This window comes from Streptomyces rimosus (genome assembly GCF_008704655.1).
In the GTDB taxonomy this organism is placed as follows: domain Bacteria; phylum Actinomycetota; class Actinomycetes; order Streptomycetales; family Streptomycetaceae; genus Streptomyces; species Streptomyces rimosus.
Genome location: NZ_CP023688.1, coordinates 6428095 through 6443186, shown reverse-complemented (window position 1 = coordinate 6443186; position 15092 = coordinate 6428095). Strand labels below are relative to the sequence as shown.

Sequence of the window (15092 nt, the reverse complement as noted above, 5' to 3'; positions counted from 1 at the left end):
CGCGACCATGTCCATCATGGACCCGACCACTGACAACGGATCTTCCGACGGACCCGGCGACGGCCCCGGCAGCGGACCCGGCGACCGCCCCGGCAACAGCCCCAACGGCCCCGGCGACGCATCCGGCGACCCCGTCAACGCATCCGGCGGCGGCCCCGACAACAGCCCGGACGCACCCACCGACGGCCCCCTCGCCTTCCAGCTCGTCCTGCTGCGCCGGATGGCCGACCACCAGCCCGGCCTGGTCGAGGACGCGCTGCGTACGCTCGGCGCCTCGCGTGCGGACCTGCGGGAGGCCAACCGCCGCTGGCAGGCATGGGCCCACTCGCCGCGCTCACGCGGCGCGGTGGGACGCTACCGCTCGCTGCTCGGCCGCCCCGAGTCCGTCACCACCCGCCGTATCGGCGACCTGACCTGCGAGGCGCTGACCTGGCCCGTACCGCTCTGGCCCGACCTGCGCTTCGAGGTGCTGACCGGCCCGCAGGGCACCGCGTGGAACGCGTGGCTCGTCCGGGCGCCGGGCGCCCCCGGCCCCGACCTGCGCACGACCGACGACCTCGTCCCCTGGTCCTGCACGGTCGACGAGGTGGCCCGCGCCTTCGCCCCGGCCCGCCCCATGGAGGGCACCGCCCCCACCCGCTGGCGGCTCGCCTTCACCGCGCCCGACGCGCAGGGCGAACGGCGCGCCACCGTCGCGGAGTTCACGTGGGGCCTGCTACAGCGCACCATCGAGTAGCGTCCCACGCAGTGAGGCCCGCAGGCATGCGGCGGTCGCCGAGCCGCGCGCGGCCACCAGTTCGCGCGGCGTCCCGGCGAACACGATCTCCCCGCCCCGCCGGCCGCCGCCGGGCCCCAGGTCGACCACCCAGTCCGCCCGCTTCACCACGTCCAGGTCGTGCTCGATCACCAGGACGGTGTTGCCGCCGTCCACCAGCCGGTCCAGCAGGTCCAGCAGCCCGTCGACATCGGCCATGTGCAGCCCGGTCGTCGGCTCGTCCAGCACGTACAGGCTCCCCGTACGGTGCAGCCGGGTGGCCAGCTTGAGCCGCTGCCGCTCGCCGCCGGACAGGGACGACACCGACTGCCCGAGCGTCAGATAGCCGAGCCCGACCTCGACCAGTGCACCCAACTTGCGCACCATCGTGAGCACTTCTGCGGCGTCGGCCACCGGCCCGGCACCGCCCGCGCCACTGAAGAACTCCCTCGCCTCCGTCCCCGTCATCTCCAATACGTCCGCTATCGACCGGCCGCCCAGGGTCAGCCCGAGCACCTCGTCCTTGAAGCGCCGCCCCCGGCACGCCTCACAGGTCGTGGTCACCGGATCGAGGTACGCCAGGTCCGTGTGGATCTCCCCGCGCCCCCGGCACACTTCGCACGCCCCGGCCGAGTTGAAGCTGAACAGCCCCGCCCGCACGCCGTTCGCCCGCGCGAACAGTGTCCGTACCGCGTCCATCACTCCGAGGTACGTGGCCGGTGTGGACCGCGCGGACACCCCGATCGCCGACTGGTCCACCACGACCGCCTCCGGATGCGCGCCCACGAACGCCCCGGACACCAGCGTGCTCTTGCCGGAGCCCGCCACGCCCGTGACCACCGTGAGCACCCCGGTGGGTACGGAGAAGTCCACGCCTTTCAGGTTGTGCAGCGTCACGTCCCGTACGGTCAGCCAGCCGCCGGGCGTACGGGGGTCCTCCTTCACGCCCGTCACCCGGCGCAGCCCCCGACCCGTCGGCGTGTCGGCCGCCGCCAGCCCGCGCACCGTCCCTGCGAAGACCACCTCGCCACCCTGTGTCCCGGCTCCCGGGCCCATGTCCACCACATGGTCGGCGATGGCGATCACGTCCCGGTCGTGCTCCACGACGAGCACGGTGTTGCCCTTGTCGCGCAGCCGTATCAGCAGGTCGTTGAGCCGTCGCACGTCGCTGGGGTGCAGCCCGGTGCTCGGCTCGTCGAAGATGTACGTCATGCCCGTCAGGCTGCTGCCGAGGTGGCGCACCGTCTTCAGCCGCTGCCCCTCACCTCCGGACAGCGTGTCGGTCGGCCGGTCGAGGCTGAGGTAGCCGAGGCCGATGTCCGTCAGCCGGTCCAGCGCGGTGACGGCCCGGGCCGCGATGACCGCGCCGACCGGGTCGTCGGCCGGGTCGATGCCCCGGAGGACCGCGCTCAGCTCGGTGACCTCCAGGGCTGCCATCTCGGCAATGGTCAGCCCGGCGACCTGCGACTTCAGCGCCGCCTCGGTCAGCCGGCCGCCCCGGCACCGCGGGCAGGTGCCGTCCTTGACGAAGGCGCGCACCATCTCCCTGGTCTTCTCGGGGAGCGCCTCCAGACCCCGCTTCACGTACCGCCGGTCGAAGTGCTCGACCAGTCCCTCGTACGTGTTGTTGTAGGCGCGCTCACCGCGCTTGACCTTGAAGCCCTTGCCGTACAGCAGCAGGTCCCACTCCTCGGGCCCGTACCGGTCCAGCGGCTCGTCCGGGTCGAAGAGGCCCGAGGTGGCGTAGATCTGCCAGCCCGCGGTGCCGACGGCGAGCGGCGGGAAGCGGATCGCGCCCTCGTTGAGGGAGCGGCCGGTGTCCAGGAACCGGTCCAGGTCGATACGGGTGGTACGGCCCAGCCCGGCGCACTCGGGGCACATTCCGGCGGGGTCGTTGAAGGAGTACGCGGTGGCCTCGCCGGCGGACGGTGTGCCGCAGCGCGAGAACAGCACCCGCAGGACGGCGTGGATGTCGGTCATCGTGCCGACGGTGGAGCGGGCGCCGCCCCCGACGGGCCGCTGGTCCACGACGATCGCCGGGGTGAGTCGCTCGATGGTGTCGGCCTTGGGCCGTTCGTGTTTGGGCAGCTGGTTGCGTACGTACCAGGTGTAGGTCTCGTTCAGCTGGCGCTGCGACTCCACCGCCACGGTGTCGAAGACCACCGAGGACTTCCCCGAACCGGACACCCCGGTGAAGACCGTGATCCGCCCCTTGGGGATCCGGATGTCCACGTCCTTGAGGTTGTGCTCGCGAGCTCCGGTGATGGTGATGCAGTCGATCCCTGTGGTGGCCGTGGTGTCGGCGGTGCCAGTAGCGCCGGCGGTACTCGTGCTTCGGTCGGCGTGCTCTGCTCCCATACCGGCCACGCTAGGAACGAATTAGGTCAGAACCCGGCCGCTTTCTGCGGCACCCTGGACGGCATGAGCGACACCCCGGCCCGCCTCCTGAAGCTCCTCACGCTGCTGCAGACCGGCCGCGAGCGGACCGGCACCGAGCTGGCCGACCGGCTGGGCGTCAGCCCCCGCACGGTCCGCCGCGACATCGACCGGCTGCGCGGCCTGGGCTATCCCGTGGACGCGGCCCTCGGCGCCATCGGCGGCTACCGCCTCGCCTCCGGCACCGCCATGCCGCCGCTCCTCCTGGACGACGAGGAGGCCGTCGCCATCGCGGTCGGCCTGCACGCCGCAGCGGGCGGCACGCTCGCCGACGTGGCGGAGACCTCCGTACGGGCCCTGGCCAAGCTGGAGCAGGTGCTGCCCGCCCGGCTGCGGGACCGGGTGACCGCCCTCCAGGAGGCCACCGTCCCGCTGTACGGCCTGCTCACCGGCGGCGGCGACGCCCCGGTCACCGACCCCGCCGTACTGACCGCCCTGGCCACCGCGTGCCGCCGCCGCGAGCGGGTCCGCTTCGCGTACGCCGCGGCGGACGGCGCCCCCAGCAAGCGGCACGCCGAGCCGTATCGCCTGGTCAGCGCGGATCGCCGGTGGTATCTGGTCGCGTACGACCTGGACCGCGCCGACTGGCGTACCTTCCGGGCCGACCGGATCGGCGCGCCGCGGGCCACCGGTGCCCGCTGCGTACCGGACCGGCGCCCGCCCACCCCGGACGCCGCCGCGTTCGTCGCCGAGTCCATCGTCAGCCATCGCGCCCGGTACCGGGCGCTGGTCACCCTGTGCACGCCCCTGGAGGACGCCGCCCGCCGCCTCCCCGCCGGCACCGGCCTCCTGGAACCGCTCACGCCGGGCTCCTGCCTGCTGCGGACGGGCGGTGACGCGCTGGACTGGCTCGCGTACCGGCTGGGCTTCCTCGGCGTCCCCTTCGAGGTGCACGAACCGCCGGAACTGATCGCCTACTTGCGCGACCTCGGCACCCGCCTCGTGGACGCCTCGTACGGCACCCCGGAGCCCCGCGGCCAGGAACCGTGACCACGGGCGTCCCCCAACCGGACCCTCCCAGCGCGCACCTGACGGCCCGTCGGCACACGATGGCTTTCGAGTGGCCTCCCACGGCCGCTCGTCCCGTACCGACGAACGCTCCTCGGGGAGGCCCCCTCCATGACCGCCAGCCTGGCCCAGCTGCACCGTTGCTCGGTCGCCGTCGACCTGGGCGAAGCCCGCACCCGGATGTACGTCAAGAACCAGGGCGTGGTGGTGAACCAGCCGACCGTCGCGGCCGTCAACATCCGCACCGGCGCGCTGATCGCCGTCGGGGACCACGCGGAGGTGATGGACGGCCGCACGCCGGACCATATCCGCGTGGTGCGCCCGGTCTCCGGCGGCACCGTCGTGGACATCGACATGGCGCAGCGGCTGCTGCGCAACCTGGTGGACGACAAGCTGCGCAAGGCGTGGCGGCGCAGACCCACCATGCGGGCCGCGATCTGCCTGCCGTACGGCAGTGAACCGCTGGCCCAGCGGGCCGCGGTGGAGACCCTGAACGGGATCGGCGCCCGCCGGGTGGAGATGGTGGATACCCTGGTCGCGGCGGCGGTCGGCTGCGATCTGCCGGTGGAGCAGCCGGAAGCCACCATGATCGTGGTGTGCGGCGCGGGCACCACGCAGATCGCAGTGCTCTCGCTCGGCTCGATCGTCGCGGCGGAGACCGTCCCGGTGGGCGGCAACGCCATCGACCACGCGGTGGTGCAGCACCTGAGGCTGCATCACAAGCTGATGCTGCCGGGCCAGTCCGTACGGCCGCTGCACCTGATGCTCTCCGGCGACGGCGACCTGGTGGCGGGCCCGACCGAGGTGCACGGCCGGGACGTGGTGAGCGGGCTGGCCCGCTCGGTCATGGTGGAGACCGAGCCGGTCCGGCGCGCCATCGCCTCACCGCTGACCGGCATCCTGGACGGGATCGGGTCGGTGCTGCGCCGCTGCCCGCCGGACCTGGTGGCGGACCTGGGCGAGCGCGGCATCATGCTGGCGGGCGGCAGCGCGCTGATCCCCGGCCTCCAGTCGATGATCCGGCAGGCCACGACCATGCCGGTGCACATCGCGGAGCGGCCGGACACCTGCGCGGTGCTGGGGCTGGGCGACATGATCGAGGGCAAGGTGGAGCCCCTGCACCTCGATCCGATGGCGACCTGAGCGGGCGCGCCGGGCGCGCCCTCGGGGGCGCACGTGCGAAGGCGCGCCCGCCCCGCCTACAGCGTCCGGGTGTTCCAGCCCACCACCGCGGGCCGCCCGTGCTCCTCGCCGAGTACGCCCACCGTGCCCGTCTCGAAGGTGAACAGCGCGCCCGCCGAGGCAGGCAGCCCCAGCCGACGGGCCGTCAGCACGCGCTGGAAGTGCCCGTGGCCGACCAGCACCACGTCGCCGTCGGCCGTACGCAGCAGCTCCTCGATACGGGCCAGCACCCGGTCGGCACGCGCGCCGACCTGCTCGGGCGACTCGCCCGGGTGCTCCGGCGGCCCGGCGGCCACGCCGTCGGTGAACAGGAACCAGTCGGGGCGGGTGCGGTGGATCTCGTCGGTGGAGATGCCCTCGTACCCGCCGTAGTCCCACTCGCTCAGATCGGCGTCGACCCGCGGGGCCGGGAGTCCGGCCAGCTCGGCGGTGTGGCGGGCCCGCTGGAGCGGGCTGCTGAGCACCGCGCCGATCTTCCGGTCCGCCAGGACCGGCCGCAGGGAGCGGGCCTGCTCCTCACCGCGGGCGGTGAGCGGCAGGTCGGTCCAGCTGGTGTGCTGCCCCGACCTGCTCCACTCCGTCTCGCCGTGGCGGATCAGGAGCAGATCATTCACCGGCGGCCTGCCCGTCCTGCTTCTGGGCCTCCTCCACGGAGGCGCGCACCTCGTCCATGTCCAGGTTGCGGGCCTGGCCGATGACGTCCTCCAGTGCGGCCTCCGGCAGCGCGCCCGGCTGCGAGAACACCGCGATGTTCTCGCGGACGATCATCAGCGTCGGGATCGACTGGATCTGGAAGGCGGCGGCCAGCTCGGGCTGCGCCTCGGTGTCCACCTTGGCGTAGACCAGGTCGTCGTTCTTCTCGGACGAACGCTCGAAGACCGGGCCGAACTGCTTGCACGGACCACACCACTCGGCCCAGAAATCGATCAGGACGAAATCGCTTCCGGAGACGATGTCGTCGAAGTTGTCCTTGGTGAGCTCTACCGTGCTCATGCGTACTTCCCTGCTTCCGGTTCCGGTCTGCTGTCGGTCCCGCTGCGGTAACGGGTTCATCGCATCACCTATTCCGCACGCCGGACCGTCCCGCACCCCTGCCCAGCAAACGCCGTCCTATCCATGCGAATTTCCCGGGCCGTCCGACGGCCTCCGGGACGCCTCGCCGGCCAGGGTCCGCCACACCCGGTCCCGGGTCAGCGGCAGCCGGGTGAAGCGCACCCCGGTGGCATCGCGGAGTGCGTTGGCCAAGGCCGGCGCGACCGGATTGAAGGGGCTCTCGCTCATGGACTTCGCGCCCGCCGGACCGATCGTGTCCGCGGTCGGCGTGCACCGTACCTCGGTACGGGGCACGTCGGCGAAGGCGGGCAGCCGGTACTCGCGGAACGCGGCGGTACGCACCCGGCCGCGCCCGTCCAGCCGTACGTCCTCGGACAGCGCCGATCCCAGGGCCTGGGCCACCCCGCCCTCGATCTGTCCCCGGCACTGCATGGGATTGATCACAGTGCCCGCGTCCGCCGCGTGCACGCTGCGCAGAATCCGGATCTCGCCGGTGTCCGGATCGACCGCGACACGGAACCAGTGCGCGTTGAAGGCGACGGTGCGGGGGGTGCCGGTGGCGTGGCCGTGGCCGGTGAGGGGGCCGTGGCTGGTGAGAGGATCGTGGTCGGCGAGAGGGCCGTGGTCGGCGAGAGGCCCGTGGTCGGTGAGAGGCCCGTTACGGGTGGCCCGCTCCCGGATCAGCGCGGCCAGAGACCGGGCCGCGCGCACCACGGCCCGGCCCGCCACCACGGTCCCGGCCGAGCCGAAGACCCCGGTGTCGTGCCCGACCGCATCGGTGTCGGCCTGCCGTACGGTGATCCGCTCCTCGCCGATGCCCAGTTCGGCGGCGGCGAGCTGGCGGTGCGCCGTGGTGGCGCCGCTGCCGGATTCGGTCGTGCCGACGGCCAGTTCGTACGCGCCGTCGGCGGTCAGCGTCATCCGGGCGTCGGCGAAGTGCCCGCCGGGCCCGCCTGCGGCGATCATCGTCAGGGCACTGCCCTCGCCCACCAGCCAGCCGTCCGGAGCGGCGGGCTCCCCGGCGCCTTGGGACGCGGATGCCGCACGCAGCACCTCCAGGCAAGCGTCCAGCCCGTAACTCCCGATACGCAGGTCGCTTTCCGCGCCGACCACCGTCTCCAGCTCGTCGCCGGGCCGCACCACATTGCGCTCCCGCACCGCCAGCGGATCGAGTCCCAGCTGCCGCGCCAGCTCGTCCAGCGCGCTCTCCAGCGCGAAGACGACCTGCCCGAGCCCGTACCCGCGGAAGGCACCGGCCGGGACGGTGTGGGTGTACGCGGCGAAACCGTCCGCCTTCTTGTTGGGACAGCGGTAGAGGGCCAGGGCGTCGCCGCAGCCGTGCATCAGGACGCTGCCGGCGTGGTTGCCGTACGCGCCGGTGTCGGACACCACGTACAGCTGGAGCGCGGTGAGTGTGCCGTCCCGGCGTGCCCCCACCTTGACCCGTACGGTGAACGGGTGCCGAGTGGTAGCGCCTGTGAACTGCTCCTCGCGGGTGAACTCCAGCTTCACCGGCCGCCCGGTACGCAGCGCCGCCAGCGCCACGACATCCTCGACGAGGAGCTCCTGCTTGCCGCCGAAGGCACCGCCGACCCGCCCCGCGACGACGCGTACCGACTCGGGCGGCAGGTCCAGCAGCGCGCAGAGGGAACGGCGCACGAGAAACGGCACCTGAGTACTGGTACGGACAACCAGCCGCTCTTGCGGCCCCGCCGACTTCTCCCCCGGCTCGAAGTACGCCAGCGCGCCGTGCGTCTCCAGGCTCGCGTGCTGCGCCCGCTGCGTTCGGAAGGTCTCCTCGTACACCACATCGGCCGCCGCGAACCCACGCGCCACGTCACCGGTCTCCCCGTGCACCTCACCCGCCACATTGGCACCGGGCCGCGCGATCCCCGCCCACTCCCCCTTGTCGTGCACGACCGGGGCGCCCGGCCGCATGGCCTCCTCCGCGTCCAGCACCGCGGGCAGCACCTCGTACGTCACCACCACCCGGCGGCAGCCCTCCTCCGCCGCCGCCTCACTGTCCGCGACCACCGCGGCGACCCGCTGGCCCACATGGCGCACCGTGTCGTCCAGGAGCCGGGTGTCGGACGGGTCGTCCTCCGGGTGCTCGTGCTGGGCGGTGGAGAAATGGCGGCCGGGCGCGTCATGGTGGGTGAAAACCGCGTGCACTCCGGGCACGCGCAGCGCGGCGCGCGTGTCGATGGCGGTGATCCGGGCGTGGGCGTGCGGCGAACGCAGCAGCTTCATGTGCAGCAGGCCGGGCAGGGCAGCGGTACCGAGGTCGATGTCGAAGGTGTAGCGCGCCCGGCCGGTGACCACGTCCGGAGCGCCGGGCGCGGGAACGTTACGGCCGACACCGCAGCCCGCCGCCGCGTCCTCCGTATGCCGGACACCTCGTACGGCATCCTCGATGGCCCGATAGCCGGTGCAACGGCACAGATTCCCCTTGAACGCGCGCGGCAGGTCGGCTGACAGATCGGCGTCGAGCGCCGCCGTGGTCATCAAAAAGCCTGCCGTACAGAAGCCGCACTGAAAGCCCTGCGCCTCCAGGAACCGCCGCTGCACGGCGTGCAGTTGACCGCTCACCGGATCGGCCAGCCCTTCCACCGTGGTGACCTTCCGCCCGTCGGCCCGCAGAGCCGGATACACGCAGCTGTGCACCGGCTCCCCGTCCACATGAACCGTGCACGCCCCGCAGTCCCCCGCGTCACACCCCTTCTTGACACCGCACCAGCCGCGCTCGCGCAGGTAGGTACGCAGACATTGGCCGGGGCGGGGTGGGGTGGGGGTGGGGGTGCCGTTGACTTCGGTGCGGAAGGGGGTGGGGGCGTCGTTGGCTGCGGTACGGAAGGGGGTGGAAGCACCGTTTGTTTCGGTACGGAAGGGGGCGGGGCGCGGGCGCGCGGGTGGGGACGGCGACGGACCGAGCGTCGCCTGCGGGACCACCGCACTCCCGCCCGCCAGCGTGACCAACGCATTCCCGCCCACCTGCGCCCCCAGCTCCTCCCGGATCTCCTCCCCCATCCGGTACGTCATGTGCCGCCGCCACTCGGGCAGCCCGTGGACGTCGTCGAACCAGCCGCCGTCCGGCACCGCCCGCCCGATCGCCGCCCGCAGGGCGCCGGCGTCCGGGAGGGCCGGGAAGCGCAGCCGGACCGGCCGTACGGTGGCGGCGGTGATCGTCAGGGTGAACGCGCCGTCCAGCGGCTCCCGCGTCCCGATCAGCAGCGCGGCCGAGCGCCCGAGCCCGTGCAGCGATGTCTGCCGGAATGCCGTACGGCGTTCCAGCGCTCGGGCCGGCAGCGTGACCGAGCGCAACAATTCGCCTTCGGCCAGGGCGTTGCGCCCAGCCCCGACGACAAGGTCAATAACCGGCAGCCGCCGGGCGGTTCCGTCGCGGGCCAGCAGCAGGCAACTGCCGTCCAGCGCCGCCGCCAGCGAGACCATCGGGGCGGCAGGCAGCGCGAGGCAGACGTTTCCCCCGACGGTGGCCGTGTTCCAGATCTTGAACGAGGCCAGGAAGGCGCGGCAGCACTGCTCGAAGAGCGGCCCCGCCAGCCGTCCGAGGCCCCGGCCGAAGCGGGACACCTCCGCGATGGTGCACGTCGCCGCGATCTCCAGCGTGCCGTCCGGCCGCCACCGCAGCGGCTCCCAGCCCGTCCGGCCCAGATCCAGCAGCCGCCGCACCCCGGGCTGCGGCTCGGAGAAGAGGTACGTACCGCCGCCGAGCCAGGCGTCCCCCGGCCGCCATTCCGGCCGTTCCCGGGCGTCCCGGACCTCCCGCACCGTATTCAGGTCCATGCACCGAGTGAAACAAGCACGCCCTCCGTACGGCCGCCGCAACGCACGGAAAGTCATCCCCCCGTAGGTCCACCCTTCCTGGCATCAGCGTGACTACCCCGCCCAATCCCCTGGCATTTACGATGCGATTCCGCGCTCTCACCTGGTGAGTGCGCACGGCCAAGCCCCGGGCCCGGCGCCCGGGACGGTACGAGGAGCACGTCCCATGCCGCACACCACCCCGCCGCTACCCGGGGAGGGCTCCGCCCCCGCCACCCTCGAACGGCTGCTCGCCGCCGTCCCCGCCGACGTGCGCGCCGTCTTCAGCGCCCGCACCCTGCGCCCCCTCCTCCCCGAACACGACCGGACCGGCACCCTGCTGCACACCCTGGAAACGTTCCTCCACCACGACGCCTCCTGGTCCCGCACCGCCGCCGCCCTCCACCTCCACGTCAACACCGTCCGCTACCGCATCCAGCGCATAGAACACCTCACCGGCCGCGATCTCACCCGCCTGTCCCACCGCCTCGACCTACGGGCGGCGCTGCTCTGCCGGGCGGGGGCGGGAGAGGGGGCGGCGTAAGCGCGGCGGGTATGTCGTGTTCGGGGGCGAGCTCACGCCAGGGCCGCTCACCGCGGCACCACATCGGGGGCAACCGGCCGACGGCACGTTCGAATCGGCATCCGGTCACGGCCGCGCCGAGCTGCCGGCCGAGTGCTTCATCCCGGGGGCGTGGCCAGGAGGCGGCGCCTTCACGGGTGCCCCTGTCTGCGGAAACGTCCCCGCGCTGGCTGAATCCGCCGGAACGGGTCCCGGTCATTGTGTGCCGCTTCAGGTGCGGCTCGGGGCCGGTCCGCGGGATACGTCGGGGGCGAGGGGGAGCCATGGGGCGGGCGGGGCGGTAATGCGGTGCTCATACGGGGCGCGTGTGACGCGTTTCGTCATCTGATGCGCGGCGGTACGGCTCCGTACCCGTGGCAGGGAACCACGGGCCCACACGTGAGCCCCTTTCACACGCTCCCCGTCCCGGGTCAGCCTTGTTCGACGCGGCGCACCGCATCATCACTTGTCCGCGGTCACATACGTGGTCCCGTACCGCATCGGACACATGGCGGGGACCGCGTCACATACCGGGCCGGGCACCCGCCAGGGCCAGACCTCGCGCAGGCCGCCCACGACGCGCCACCGGCAGCCGCCCCGGTGCCCGCCACGATCGCCACCCATCGAGAACGGACGCCACCAACCGCCAAGGAGCCGACCATGACCACTCCCGCGACAGCCGCCCCGGCCGACAGCACGGACCCGGAATGGACCGGCATCCGCACCCTCGGCCACGCGAACCGCTTCGCCGTCTGGGACAGCGAGTTCCGCTATGACGGGCGGATCCGCGTCCCGATGGGCGTGAAGATCAGTACGGTGCGCTACTCCTACACCGGCAACGGCCAGGCGGGCATGAACGCCGTCGAGGTCAAGCGCGGCCGCAGCGGCGTCGACCAGGAGTTCGAGGTCATCGACCTGACCTTCCTCGCCGACTCGGACCTGCTCACGTTCACCCTGCGCGGCGACCTCAACGTCGACGCCGACCCCCGCCCGGCCTACAGCCGCCGGTACCAGATCCGGGTCGACGTCACGCTCGACAACGGCGACGTGCGCACCGCGAACCCGGAGATCGAGGTGCTGGCCGGCGCTTGGGCGCGAACCGACCCGGAGAAGGTGGGACGGCCGTTCGTCCGGCTGCCGTACGACAACAACTGGGGCGGTACTCCCAACAGCCAGGCCGGATTCGGCTACGTATCGGACAACGGCCGTATCCCCGGCGACAAGTTCATCATCGATCTGGTCAATCTGCGCCAGGGCGAGCAGGACGTACCAGGCAACAACAGCGACCACGTGTACTACCAGCTCGTCCACGAGGACGGCACGCCGTCCCACTTCACCCCGACCCCGCAGCTCCAGAAGGCGGAGGGCCACCGCGACGCCGGTACCGGCCGCAAGGTGACGCTGCCCGCGATCGACCTGCGGCAACTGGGCGACAAACCCGGCTACTACCGGTTCCTGGTCTGGCCGCAGGCCGCCAACCCGGACGGCTCGCCCAGCTACCTCAGCTGGGACCCGGCCAAGGCCGAGGACGCGTTCCAGCTCGGCAGCGTCTACTACCGCTACACGGCGGGCCGCCGCCAGGGCCAGTTCGCGGTGTCGCCGGGCGGACCGGTGACGCTGGTACGCGGCGGCGAACCCCGCTACGCGGGCGTGGAACTCCAGGCCGTCGAGGACGGCGCCGTACCCCCGCAGCGCGTCCGCGTCACCCTCCCCGAGGGCAAGGGCCTGCGGCTCGGTGACCGGCTGATCGTAGGGGTCGTACAGAATTCCGAGTGGAAGGAAGTCGGCTCCTACAAGGGAACCCTGTCGCCGGACGGCCGGACGCTCACCTTCGACAGCGTCGACCTGGCCCTGGTCGGCAAGGGTTCAAAGTCCGGCGCCCTGGTCGAGGTGACCGCGTCCACCGCGGCCCCACTGGGCGACACGAGCCTGGGCTTCCAGGTGGGCGACCACACGTCGGCTTCGTCGCTGATCCGGGTTACGGAGATCTGAGCGGGGGCGCCGGACGGCGGTCGCATCCCCGCACGCTCCCGCGAGGCCGTACGGCGCCGTAGCCCCGCGCCCTCCCGCGCGGTGGGCAGCCCCCTGCCCACCGCGCGCCCGCACCATCCCCGACCGAAGGGAGTCCTCGCACGTGGACACGGTGGCATCCCGCCCGCTCAGGCCGGCCGCACCCCGTACGTCACGGCGCATGTCGATCACGGCCCGGGTCTACGGATACCCACCGGCGCACAACGCGGGCTCCGAGTGGATGCTCCACTCGATGCTCCGCCCCCTGGCCGAACGCGGCCACCGCGTCACCGTCTGGCTCTCCCACCCTGGCACCATCGACCGGACCTACGACATAGACGGCGTACGCGTCGTCCCCTTCCAGGAAGGCGCCGATTTCGCCGCCGAGGCGCAGCGGGCGGACGTCCTCCTGTCCCACTTCGAGAACGTCCCCCTCATCACCGGCCTCGCCAAGAGCCGACAGATTCCCGTAGTTGTCATCTGTCACGACAACTTCGCCACCAGCTTCCACAACGCGGCAGGCGCCGACCTCGTCGTCTACAACAGCGAGTGGATCCGCCGCGACGGCGAGATCCACTACGCCCGCTACCCGGCCGAGTTCCTGCCCCGGCGGTCCATCGTCGTCCGCCCGCCCGTGCTCGCCGAGGAGTACCGCACCGAGCCGGGCGACTGCGCGACCCTGGTCAACCTCAACCCGGACAAGGGCGGCGAGCTCTTCTGGCAGCTCGCCGCCTGGACCCCCGAGTGGCACTTCCTCGGCGTCCGCGGCGCCTACGGACAGCAGGTGATGCCCCCGCCCCGCCTGCCCAACTGCGAGGTCCTCGACAGCGTCACCGGCAAGGAGATGCGCACCCACGTCTACGGCCGCTCCCGCGTCATGCTCATGCCCAGCCTCTACGAGTCCTGGGGCCGCGTGGCGGTCGAAGCCTTCGCCTCCGGCATCCCGGTGATCGCCCACCCCACACCCGGCCTGGTCGAGTCCCTCGGCGAGGCCGGCATCTTCGCCTACCGCGACGACCTCAACGCCTGGACCCACGCCCTGATGTCCCTGCGCGACCCCGCCAACTGGGAACGCGCCTCCGCCCGCGCCAGGGCCCGCTCCGACGAACTGACCAAGAACTCCGATCTGGACGAGTGGTGCGCGGCGGTCGAAGCACTCGGCGAGGAGCGGCCCCGGACGTCCTTGCGCGTACGGGGACTCGGCAGCCTCGTCGAGGCCGACGCCATGGGCGGCGGCCCCGAGGACGGCATACGGCGTACGGGGGGCGAGCGCCGCGCGTGACCACGGCACGTCCTCGGCATGGGGTGCCACGCCCGCCCGGCCCCCGATGGGGGAACGCCCACGCACCTGCCGTTTCGGCGGACGCCGCACGAACCATGATGGAAGAACACGAATTCCCGCGGTCAGCAAGGAGAGGTCGTGTCACACCGCGCCACCCCCCGCTGCTATCTCATGTGCCGGCCGACCTATTTTGATGTCACCGACTCGGAAACGCCGTGGATGGATCCCGATGAACCGGTGAACACCGCCGAGGCCGTTTCGCAATGGGAGCGCCTGCGGGACCGCCTGCGCGGGCTCGGACACACCGTGGAGGAATTGCCGGCCCGGCCCGGGCTGCCGGACATGGTCTTTTCCGCCAACGGCGCCACCGTCATCGACGGCCGAGTGCTGGGCGCGCGCTTCTCGTACCGCAGCCGCGCACCGGAGACAGCCGCCCACCGCGCCTGGTTTCTGTCCCACGGAGTCGCCTTCCACGAACCGGAACACACGAACGAAGGCGAGGGGGACTACGCGGTCACCGCCTCCCACCTGCTTGCCGGATACGGATTCCGCACCCCCCTGGCCGCACATGCCGAGGCGCAGGAATTCTTCGGCCGCCCCGTGCTCAGCCTCGAACTCGTCGACCCCCGCTATTACCACCTCGACACGGCCCTGACGGTCCTGGACCGCGCCGCGGACGAGATCGCCTACCACCCCGACGCCTTCGCCCCGGCCAGCCGGGCGAAGCTGCGGCGGATCTTCCCCGACGCGCTCCACGCGAGCGCGTCCGACGCCGCGGCCCTCGGCCTGAACGCCGTCTCCGACGGCCTGCACGTCCTGCTGCCGCACACCGCCCACGGCCTCTTCCCGGCGCTGCGGGACCGGGGATACCAGCCGATCGGCGTGAACGTGAGCGAACTTACCAAGGGCGGCGGCGGAGTGAAGTGCTGCGTATTGGAACTCCGCGGTCTCGACCTGCACAAGAACACCGGGTGAATTCAGAA

The 15092-nt window shown here is 72.3% G+C and carries 11 protein-coding genes and 1 pseudogene; 7 read left to right on the top strand and 5 right to left on the bottom strand.

Annotated elements, in window-relative coordinates; translation table 11 throughout:
* Window positions 1–7 precede the first annotated feature (7 nt).
* A complete protein-coding gene (locus CP984_RS27885; protein WP_003985207.1) occupies window positions 8–736 on the top strand; it encodes a hypothetical protein in 729 nt (242 codons plus the stop codon).
* Here the strand turns inward: CP984_RS27885 and CP984_RS27880 are convergent.
* Window positions 716–3112, bottom strand: a complete 2397-nt coding sequence (locus CP984_RS27880) for an ATP-binding cassette domain-containing protein (RefSeq protein WP_003985206.1) — start codon at window positions 3110–3112, stop codon at window positions 716–718. The two genes, CP984_RS27885 and CP984_RS27880, sit on opposite strands and share 21 nt — an antisense overlap.
* A gap of 63 nt (window positions 3113–3175) precedes the next feature.
* On the opposite strand from CP984_RS27880, the gene CP984_RS27875 reads away from it, so the two are divergent.
* Window positions 3176–4180 (top strand): helix-turn-helix transcriptional regulator, encoded by a 1005-nt coding sequence (locus CP984_RS27875; RefSeq protein WP_003985205.1) that lies wholly within the window; start codon window positions 3176–3178, stop codon window positions 4178–4180.
* Between the two features lie 129 nt (window positions 4181–4309).
* Window positions 4310–5341 carry a rod shape-determining protein gene (locus CP984_RS27870; protein ID WP_003985204.1) on the top strand — a complete coding sequence of 344 codons (1032 nt, stop codon included), beginning with the start codon at window positions 4310–4312 and terminating at the stop codon, window positions 5339–5341.
* A gap of 56 nt (window positions 5342–5397) precedes the next feature.
* On the opposite strand, the gene CP984_RS27865 is transcribed toward CP984_RS27870, so the two are convergent.
* From CP984_RS27865 to CP984_RS42245, 4 genes and pseudogenes are all read right to left on the bottom strand, one after another.
* Complete coding sequence (locus CP984_RS27865) at window positions 5398–5994, bottom strand: histidine phosphatase family protein (protein WP_003985203.1); 597 nt, start codon at window positions 5992–5994, stop codon at window positions 5398–5400.
* A complete protein-coding gene (gene trxA, locus CP984_RS27860; protein ID WP_030183116.1) occupies window positions 5987–6373 on the bottom strand; it encodes a thioredoxin in 387 nt (128 codons plus the stop codon). The genes CP984_RS27865 and trxA overlap by 8 nt, the downstream gene beginning before the upstream one ends.
* Before the next feature lie 117 nt (window positions 6374–6490).
* Window positions 6491–9196, bottom strand: coding sequence for a molybdopterin-dependent oxidoreductase (locus CP984_RS27855; RefSeq protein ID WP_043978559.1), 2706 nt, complete (start codon window positions 9194–9196; stop codon window positions 6491–6493).
* Between the two features lie 234 nt (window positions 9197–9430).
* A pseudogene (locus CP984_RS42245) lies at window positions 9431–10237 on the bottom strand (FAD binding domain-containing protein); the annotation flags it as partial.
* 205 nt (window positions 10238–10442) lie between these two features.
* Between CP984_RS42245 and CP984_RS27850 the strand changes: the two are divergent.
* The 4 genes from CP984_RS27850 (at window position 10443) to ddaH (ending at window position 15084) form a co-directional block, all read left to right on the top strand.
* On the top strand, window positions 10443–10799 hold the full coding sequence (locus tag CP984_RS27850; RefSeq protein WP_003985200.1) for a PucR family transcriptional regulator: 357 nt from the start codon (window positions 10443–10445) through the stop codon (window positions 10797–10799).
* A gap of 678 nt (window positions 10800–11477) precedes the next feature.
* Window positions 11478–12809, top strand: coding sequence for a hypothetical protein (locus tag CP984_RS27845; protein WP_003985199.1), 1332 nt, complete (start codon window positions 11478–11480; stop codon window positions 12807–12809).
* A 199-nt stretch (window positions 12810–13008) separates the two neighbouring features.
* On the top strand, window positions 13009–14109 hold the full coding sequence (locus CP984_RS27840) for a glycosyltransferase family 4 protein (RefSeq protein WP_003985198.1): 1101 nt from the start codon (window positions 13009–13011) through the stop codon (window positions 14107–14109).
* A gap of 138 nt (window positions 14110–14247) precedes the next feature.
* Window positions 14248–15084, top strand: coding sequence for a dimethylargininase (gene ddaH, locus CP984_RS27835; protein WP_032921790.1), 837 nt, complete (start codon window positions 14248–14250; stop codon window positions 15082–15084).
* Window positions 15085–15092: the final 8 nt, after the last annotated feature.

What these genes read in the sequence shown, in the direction of transcription:
- CP984_RS27885 (WP_003985207.1), top strand. Translation starts at nt 8, where the DNA reads ATGTCCATCATGGACCCGACCACTGACAACGGATCTTCCGACGGACCC.
- CP984_RS27880 (WP_003985206.1), bottom strand. Translation starts at nt 3,112, where the DNA reads ATGGGAGCAGAGCACGCCGACCGAAGCACGAGTACCGCCGGCGCTACT.
- CP984_RS27875 (WP_003985205.1), top strand. Translation starts at nt 3,176, where the DNA reads ATGAGCGACACCCCGGCCCGCCTCCTGAAGCTCCTCACGCTGCTGCAG.
- CP984_RS27870 (WP_003985204.1), top strand. Translation starts at nt 4,310, where the DNA reads ATGACCGCCAGCCTGGCCCAGCTGCACCGTTGCTCGGTCGCCGTCGAC.
- trxA (WP_030183116.1), bottom strand. Translation starts at nt 6,373, where the DNA reads ATGAGCACGGTAGAGCTCACCAAGGACAACTTCGACGACATCGTCTCC.
- CP984_RS27850 (WP_003985200.1), top strand. Translation starts at nt 10,443, where the DNA reads ATGCCGCACACCACCCCGCCGCTACCCGGGGAGGGCTCCGCCCCCGCC.
- CP984_RS27845 (WP_003985199.1), top strand. Translation starts at nt 11,478, where the DNA reads ATGACCACTCCCGCGACAGCCGCCCCGGCCGACAGCACGGACCCGGAA.
- CP984_RS27840 (WP_003985198.1), top strand. Translation starts at nt 13,009, where the DNA reads ATGTCGATCACGGCCCGGGTCTACGGATACCCACCGGCGCACAACGCG.